This is a genomic window from Acinetobacter sp. 226 (assembly GCF_048147925.1).
GTDB classification, from domain to species: domain Bacteria; phylum Pseudomonadota; class Gammaproteobacteria; order Pseudomonadales; family Moraxellaceae; genus Acinetobacter; species Acinetobacter pecorum.
Window position 1 is genome coordinate 1 of the sequence record NZ_JAYWYX010000052.1, and the last position, 6,517, is coordinate 6,517.

Genomic DNA, 6,517 nt, shown 5'->3' on the forward strand with positions numbered 1-6,517 from the left:
AGGGCAATTTTTCATTCTTTGGGCTTTTAATTATTTTTAATCTTTTAAATGCTTTTAATTAAGCTGTAATCCTTTATACACAAGGGTTTCAGAGCCAATAAAACTAGGTTTATCGACCCATAAAACTAGGTTTATCGACCCATAAAACTAGGTTTATCGACCCATAAAACTAGGTTTATCGACCTTAAAACTAGGTTTATCGACCTCAAATCAAGATGATTTACAAATCAATTAAAATAGTCTATTGTACGACCTAGTTTAATTATAAATTTATTATTAGAAATGAGTGAATTAATCGTAAAGGATAATGCTTTAATTCAAGCTAGCTATACCCTAGATACAGTTGAACAAAGGCTGATCCTATTAGCCATTGCTGAAGCTCGAGAAACAGGGCATGGGATAACTGAAAATAGCCTTTTAGAAGTACATGCAAGTAGTTATATCAATACCTTTAATGTCGAGAAACACACTGCTTATACCGTGCTTCGGGATGCATCTAAAAGCTTATTTGATCGCTATGTCACGTATCATGACATTAATCCTAAGACTGGTAAGGATCGTAGCTTTCACTGTCGTTGGGTCGATAAAATTGGATATGAACCTCAATCCGGGATCGTTTTCCTACGTTTCACGCAAGACATTGTTCCACTCATAACTCGACTGGAAGAAAACTTTACTAAATATGAATTGGAGCAGGTTTCGAGATTAACTAGCTCTTATGCTATTCGGTTATACGAGTTATTAATTCAATGGAGATCTGCCGGTAAAACGCCAATTTTTGATCTATCGATCTTTAGACAACAACTTGGTGTCGAAGCTCATCAATACAAAACAATGAGTAATTTTAAAACGTATGTTTTAGAGTTTGCCCTCAAGCAAGTAAATGAGTTAACCGATATAACGGCTAAATATGAACAACATAAAAAAGGACGTTCAATTTCCGGTTTTTCTTTCAGTTTTAAGCAGAAAAAAACCAACTCTGACAAAGTAATTAAGGGAACGGATACATTAGCTCTTTTCTCCAAAATGAGTGATAAACAACGTCATCTCTTTGCCAACAAACTTTCTGAATTACCTGAGATGGGGCGATATTCAGAAGGCACCGAAAGCTACCAGCAATTTGCTGTGCGCATTGCAGAAATGCTTCAAGATTCTCAAAAATTCCAAGAATTATTCCCTTATCTTCAAAAAGTTGGCTATCAAGCTGCCTAAAATTTATACTTGATCATTTGTCTATTAGGCAGTCTAATAGACAACAACTTTTGACAGAGTTAGGCATAGATTTACAACATGAAAAGCCTTACAGTTCTTGAGCTTTCTAAGCTTTACAATATCAATAGACAAACGATTTACAACAACATAAAGAAAGGAATTTTAAGTAAAAATTCTGATAATAAAATTGATCTAGCCGAGGCTATCCGTGTTTTTGGTGAACCTTCAAAAAAACTAGATGTAAAAGAGTCTGTAAAAATAGACAGTCCAAATTCGGCAGAAGTTTTACTACTTAGGCAACAGATAGACATGCTGAAAAATCAACTTGATGATGCAAAAGAGCGTGAATCCTTTTATCAAAATCAAATTGAGATGATGCAACGTCTACTGGAAGCACCCAAACCAAAGATCCAAGAGCCTAGTGAACCCGAACTCCCTAAATCAGCTCCCATTGTAGAAATGAAGGAAGAGGTGATAGTAGTTCCACCAAAAGAGAACAGATTAACTACTCCAGAGAACAAACGTATCCCTGTTCCAGAACACGTTGAGCCTGAACCTAAAAAAAGGGGTTTCCTGAGCCGTTTTTTCCTTCCTTATGGTTAGCCAGGACTCCAGTTTTTTGATGAGCCAATTTCAGTGCAAGCACATGAAATAATGACTCATCAAAAAACCGGATGAGGTTTATTAAAACTGAACAAAACCGTGGAACATTGCTTAAATAGTAAGCGTGGAACATGAAAAATCATTAAAAAAGCCCAACTGAGTGCAGTTGGGCTTTTTTGTATACGATAAGACTATGATTTATATAGAATAAAAAAGAGCATTTCGTATAAGGTGTATTATGTTAATTTTAGAAATTCTTAATTTTTAAATATTTTGGAGCATCCATTTTAATGAATCAATTGGAGTTAATCCTTAAAACCTTTCATGAATATGAGTTTAAGGAAGGTTTAGATGATTTATTTTATTTGTGTGGTAACTTTCTTAAAGAAATAGATCCAAAGGTTAAGCTCGAATATGGACAAGATGTAGCCTTCTTCGAAGTTCTAAAAATCCTGTTAGAAAGTGGTGATATTTCTTTATTTTATAATTTGAATTGTGAAGACCCATCTAGAGATGGAGAGTTACTGCTTGGAAGCCCACAAGAACAAATTGAACAGCTACAACAAGTTTGGATTGGTAGTATTGCTATCCATCAAATGGATCAAAAAAATAACTATCTAGGGTGGTATTTCTTGATATATTGCCCTTACGCATTAGCTCATAAACTCTATGATGAAGATGGTAAATTCGTCCGTTGGTTATATACAGACTAGCTTTATTAAGGCTTAATTAGAGTAGTTACTAACTAATAGTTAATATAATACAAATGAGTGAAGCCAATAAAATTCAATTTAAAGTCGAATTAGAATTATATTTGAAATCTCCAGAAGACATTCAAAAATGGGTTTTAGATACTTTAGAAACTAATCTTTCAGATGAATTAGCTTTAGATGTATGTTTTTTAGCAGATCCTCAAGAGGTTATTGAGTATTTTAAAAAGATACATATTACTGATCTTGATATAAATACGAGAAATAATGTAATCCATACTTTATTGAAGGAGTATGTTCTTAGTCACATTACTTCTATTCGATCAAAAGAGGATACTTATCCTTTTTTTCAAAAAATCTGTTTAATTTCAAAATATTTAGAAGATAAAAACTTAAATAATTTACTCATTTCATATGATGACGAATTCTATTTAGCACTAGAAAATTATTCGCCATTAGAACCTATGGAAGTATTTCATAACTTTATAAATGAACTTCAAAAATGGCACAAACAAACCTCTATTTAACATAATGGTTGTTATACGCAATAAAAAAACCTGGGCACCAACCCAGGTCTAAAATTTAAAAAACAGATAAATATCAGTGCAATAAACTCATTTTTCTAATTTCGCATAACGTGTATTATGTTAATTTTAATTATTCTACATAGTTACATCTGTACCTTATCTTCCCAAAATTTTGCTTTATCTAAATTTTTTTCTACACCTATTCCATATCGATACATAAATTCAAGATCCCTCATAGCCTCTTTACTGCCAAGAGACGCAGCTTTTTTAAATAAATATAATGCCTTAGCAGTATCTTCAGTAACTCCCTCACCATTACGATATAAATTAGCTAAACCCACCATAGAATCAGTATGATTTAAGTCAGATCCTTTTGAGAACCACACAAAAGCTTTCTTATAATGTTCTTCAGCATCAGTTGGGTCCATATCTTCAACTAAACCAGCGTATGTCGCATACCCATCACCAAGCCAATACATTGCATCGATATTGCCACTTTCCGCTGACTTAATAGCCCAGCTTTCGGCTTGAGCTTCATCTTCTTCAATACCGTAACCATGTATATATACATCGGCTAATTCTAATTGTGCTGATGAATCACCATTTTCAGCCTTTGTTAATAACTCATTTGAAAATGTTGGATTTGCCAAAGTTTCCATAGAAAAGATCAGTCCTAGAGCAATAGATGCAAGTTTGAAAAATTTCATTTTATGCCTTCAAATCAAAGTTATATTTAATTCGTTATGTTATTAATAATACTTTATTAAGATGAAAAATTAGAGTGATTTAACATAATGGTGATTATACGAAATTTTTAAATTTCTTTAATTATCATAAGGATAATCTCATTTTTTAAATTTCGTATAACGTGCAGTATGTTAATTTTAGGGAATCTAAACGTTTCTTACTTATTTAAATTTTGGAAAAATGTAGGCTATTTATGTCATTTGACTTCGTAAAAATCTTTAAAGAAATTGATCTTCATAAAAATGATCTAGATATTGATAATTTCATGACAACGATCATCAATCATTGTCATGAAATGCAGCCAAACAAAAGTTGGGACCTATTCAAAGAATTAGATTACACAACAGAAGTTAAAAGTTTAGCAGCCCACGTAATTGACTCTTTAGAAAAAGAGGCTTCTCCCTTTATTGAGCAAGGGTTTTGGTTTGGTCTTTCTGATAATGGATATCTATATTTTGCAGTATCAGATCAATACATTGCAGAAGAAGATAACTTAGATTGGATGTCTGAAGCTAGAACATACTATCCTGAGCAAGGCGCTTTTAGCTCTGAAATTTTACGATCTATTGAAGATTTAGCAGATGAAACAGAACTGGATAATTATGCTGAATATCCTTTGTTCTTAGCTTATGCACTTAAACTGGCACAAGCGTCAATGAATCATTATAAAACCGCTTACCCAGAAAGAAAGGTTGGGTACTCTATTGGATATGATTCAGGAGATTTTATTACTGGAGGATGGATCTAATCCCCCCATTTAACATAATGGTGGTTATACGAAGTACACTTGTATATTAATTTTATTATCAATAACTTAAAAATTTACTCATGACTAAGAAATCAGCAAAAAGTCGATTTTGAAACAAATCGGCTTTTTTATGTTCGATTCTGTAAGATTTTGCCAATAAAAAATGGAAGAACTTTGCAAAATTTACAATTTTGTATTAACATTTTTATATTAACAAAAAGCGATGCAACTATGGAAATTGAGTTTTCATGGGATGAGCATAAAGCAGATACAAATCTCAAAAAACATGGTGTAGCTTTTGAAGATGCAACATTGGTTTTTTATGATGCTTATGCCGTCTTCAAACAGGATCGCTTTGAAAATGGTGAATATCGTTGGCAAGCGATAGGTCTCGTACACGGCCAGACAGTTTTATTAGTGGCTCATACTGTACAAGATCATAATGGGATTGATCATATCCGTATTATTTCAGCACGACAGGCAGAGAAAAAAGAGAGGAAACAATATGAGCAAAATCGTTACCTACAAAATGGATTTGAATAAGCCTCCTGTTTTGTCTGAAGAACAAAAGGCAAGACTCGAAGCCCTGGCTAAACGCCCAGACAGTGAAATAGACTTTTCGGACATTCCTGAACTTGATGAAAGCTTTTGGAAAAATGCTGTCCAAAATCCGTTTTATAAGCCAACTAAACAAGTGACTACAGTACGCATTGATGCAGATGTTATGCAATGGCTAAAAGCACAAGGCAAAGGCTATCAGACACGTATGAATAAGATTTTACGTGATGCAATGCTGAATGATTTAAAAAATCATCCATAAAAAACGGAGCTTAAGCTCCGTTTTTTACAAACTATTTTTAAGCTTATAGAATCTAAATTCGGGGTAAATTAAACCTATAATAAAAAGAATGGTAAATGCTATCCATAGAAACAAAGCCATAGCTCTAAGCTGTTCTTCATTCCATGAGCTTGATTCCATATCTAAGAAAAAGATACTCTTCCAGCCTTTAATATAATCAGCTCCCCCCCATGAAATAATCCATTTGAACATTAAGCTAACTGCCAAATAAATAAGCACCCACACCCATGTAGACATAAATTACCTTATTATTTTTAATCACTTATTAGATAATTATAACTGATCTTAATAGTCTTATTTAACATAAAATCTCTTATGCGAAATTACATACCAACTTTAACTACATTGTGGACAGGTTGGATTTTAGAGATAAGAAAAACTTCTAGGGCATTTGCTAAATAAGCCGTATCACGTTCAAAGCCTATTGTAATGATGGATCCAGCATCTTTCAGTCTTGGATCTATCGCAATATATTCAGTTTTATCTTCATTCCATCGGCAATATTTCATTACCCTGGCGCTTAAGCCATTACCACGATAACGGCCAGCCCCTCTAGAAGTCCCAACACCGATATAAGTCACTAAATCTCCTTTGATAAACGCATATACACCTTGTTTATCGTAATTAGGAATTTTTCCAAAATTAAAATGTACTGGTGACCATTCAGGAGGCTTTCCTAATAGATCTACATTCCAGTGATGTTCAAAGAATAATTCTGTATTACGTATTAACTCATTAAGTGTTGAATCTTCCACTACTCATCTCTCAAAATTTATAGATTAAATAGCTTTCGGTCACGTTCATCAGTCAAATACTTGTCCATCTGAGCAATCAGTTTTGCTCTGGCTTGCTCATCATCTTCGGTGATTTTCAACATGCAGGATCCGATCAAAATCTTACGTCTGGTATCATCCTTTCTTGCCTGTTCTTTCTCTTTGGCACGTTCTCGTGCAAGTGCTGCCTGTCTTTGAGCTTTGAGCTGTTTTAGCTTTTCTTCTTGAGCTTTAATTTTGATGTCTAGTGTTTCAGTAACGCTCATTAATCCAATACCATCATCCTGGGAAACCATCCCTAACATAAGCGCACTTGAATATGCATTCAAGGTGCTATA

Annotated in this window: 11 protein-coding genes; 7 read left to right on the forward strand and 4 right to left on the reverse strand. The window is 33.5% G+C overall.

Annotation, left to right across the window (positions count from 1 at the left end):
* The first annotated feature begins 282 nt into the window (after positions 1 to 282).
* The 4 genes from repM (at position 283) to VXP95_RS15020 (ending at position 3,052) form a co-directional block, all read left to right on the forward strand.
* The gene (gene repM / locus VXP95_RS15005) at positions 283 to 1,212 is read left to right on the forward strand and encodes a replication initiation protein RepM (protein ID WP_127262067.1); all 930 of its coding nucleotides are present in this window, start codon (positions 283 to 285) and stop codon (positions 1,210 to 1,212) included.
* Between the two features lie 78 nt (positions 1,213 to 1,290).
* Entirely contained in the window at positions 1,291 to 1,815 is a 525-nt protein-coding gene (locus tag VXP95_RS15010) for a plasmid replication DNA-binding protein (protein ID WP_127262066.1), read from the forward strand.
* A gap of 290 nt (positions 1,816 to 2,105) precedes the next feature.
* Entirely contained in the window at positions 2,106 to 2,528 is a 423-nt protein-coding gene (locus VXP95_RS15015; RefSeq protein ID WP_168382828.1) for a hypothetical protein, read from the forward strand.
* A 53-nt stretch (positions 2,529 to 2,581) separates the two neighbouring features.
* Complete coding sequence (locus tag VXP95_RS15020) at positions 2,582 to 3,052, forward strand: hypothetical protein (protein ID WP_253114780.1); 471 nt, start codon at positions 2,582 to 2,584, stop codon at positions 3,050 to 3,052.
* A 143-nt stretch (positions 3,053 to 3,195) separates the two neighbouring features.
* On the opposite strand, the gene VXP95_RS15025 is transcribed toward VXP95_RS15020, so the two are convergent.
* Positions 3,196 to 3,759 carry a tetratricopeptide repeat protein gene (locus VXP95_RS15025; RefSeq protein ID WP_416712321.1) on the reverse strand — a complete coding sequence of 188 codons (564 nt, stop codon included), beginning with the start codon at positions 3,757 to 3,759 and terminating at the stop codon, positions 3,196 to 3,198.
* A gap of 233 nt (positions 3,760 to 3,992) precedes the next feature.
* Here VXP95_RS15025 and VXP95_RS15030 point away from each other — a divergent pair, with 233 nt between their 5' ends.
* From VXP95_RS15030 to VXP95_RS15040, 3 genes are all read left to right on the forward strand, one after another.
* Positions 3,993 to 4,547, forward strand: a complete 555-nt coding sequence (locus tag VXP95_RS15030) for a hypothetical protein (protein WP_004734496.1) — start codon at positions 3,993 to 3,995, stop codon at positions 4,545 to 4,547.
* A 231-nt stretch (positions 4,548 to 4,778) separates the two neighbouring features.
* Positions 4,779 to 5,090: a BrnT family toxin gene (locus VXP95_RS15035; RefSeq protein ID WP_004728473.1), complete on the forward strand. Its 312-nt coding sequence runs from the start codon at positions 4,779 to 4,781 to the stop codon at positions 5,088 to 5,090.
* The gene (locus VXP95_RS15040; RefSeq protein ID WP_004728471.1) at positions 5,053 to 5,367 is read left to right on the forward strand and encodes a BrnA antitoxin family protein; all 315 of its coding nucleotides are present in this window, start codon (positions 5,053 to 5,055) and stop codon (positions 5,365 to 5,367) included. Before VXP95_RS15035 ends, VXP95_RS15040 begins: the two co-directional genes overlap by 38 nt.
* Positions 5,368 to 5,391: 24 nt before the next feature.
* Here the strand turns inward: VXP95_RS15040 and VXP95_RS15045 are convergent, their stop codons facing one another.
* The 3 genes from VXP95_RS15045 to VXP95_RS15055 all read right to left on the reverse strand — a co-directional run bounded on the left by VXP95_RS15045 (position 5,392) and on the right by VXP95_RS15055 (position 6,445).
* Positions 5,392 to 5,643, reverse strand: a complete 252-nt coding sequence (locus tag VXP95_RS15045) for a hypothetical protein (protein ID WP_004969151.1) — start codon at positions 5,641 to 5,643, stop codon at positions 5,392 to 5,394.
* An 86-nt stretch (positions 5,644 to 5,729) separates the two neighbouring features.
* Positions 5,730 to 6,161, reverse strand: coding sequence for a hypothetical protein (locus VXP95_RS15050; RefSeq protein WP_004986359.1), 432 nt, complete (start codon positions 6,159 to 6,161; stop codon positions 5,730 to 5,732).
* Positions 6,162 to 6,178: 17 nt separating this feature from the next.
* The gene (locus tag VXP95_RS15055; RefSeq protein ID WP_180054142.1) at positions 6,179 to 6,445 is read right to left on the reverse strand and encodes a mobilization protein; all 267 of its coding nucleotides are present in this window, start codon (positions 6,443 to 6,445) and stop codon (positions 6,179 to 6,181) included.
* Positions 6,446 to 6,517: the final 72 nt, after the last annotated feature.

Bases quoted from the DNA above. Each gene is read 5' to 3' on its own strand.
- repM (WP_127262067.1), top strand. From the start codon at position 283: ATGAGTGAATTAATCGTAAAGGATAATGCTTTAATTCAAGCTAGCTAT.
- VXP95_RS15010 (WP_127262066.1), top strand. From the start codon at position 1,291: ATGAAAAGCCTTACAGTTCTTGAGCTTTCTAAGCTTTACAATATCAAT.
- VXP95_RS15015 (WP_168382828.1), top strand. From the start codon at position 2,106: ATGAATCAATTGGAGTTAATCCTTAAAACCTTTCATGAATATGAGTTT.
- VXP95_RS15020 (WP_253114780.1), top strand. From the start codon at position 2,582: ATGAGTGAAGCCAATAAAATTCAATTTAAAGTCGAATTAGAATTATAT.
- VXP95_RS15025 (WP_416712321.1), bottom strand. From the start codon at position 3,759: ATGAAATTTTTCAAACTTGCATCTATTGCTCTAGGACTGATCTTTTCT.
- VXP95_RS15030 (WP_004734496.1), top strand. From the start codon at position 3,993: ATGTCATTTGACTTCGTAAAAATCTTTAAAGAAATTGATCTTCATAAA.
- VXP95_RS15035 (WP_004728473.1), top strand. From the start codon at position 4,779: ATGGAAATTGAGTTTTCATGGGATGAGCATAAAGCAGATACAAATCTC.
- VXP95_RS15040 (WP_004728471.1), top strand. From the start codon at position 5,053: ATGAGCAAAATCGTTACCTACAAAATGGATTTGAATAAGCCTCCTGTT.
- VXP95_RS15045 (WP_004969151.1), bottom strand. From the start codon at position 5,643: ATGTCTACATGGGTGTGGGTGCTTATTTATTTGGCAGTTAGCTTAATG.
- VXP95_RS15055 (WP_180054142.1), bottom strand. From the start codon at position 6,445: ATGAGCGTTACTGAAACACTAGACATCAAAATTAAAGCTCAAGAAGAA.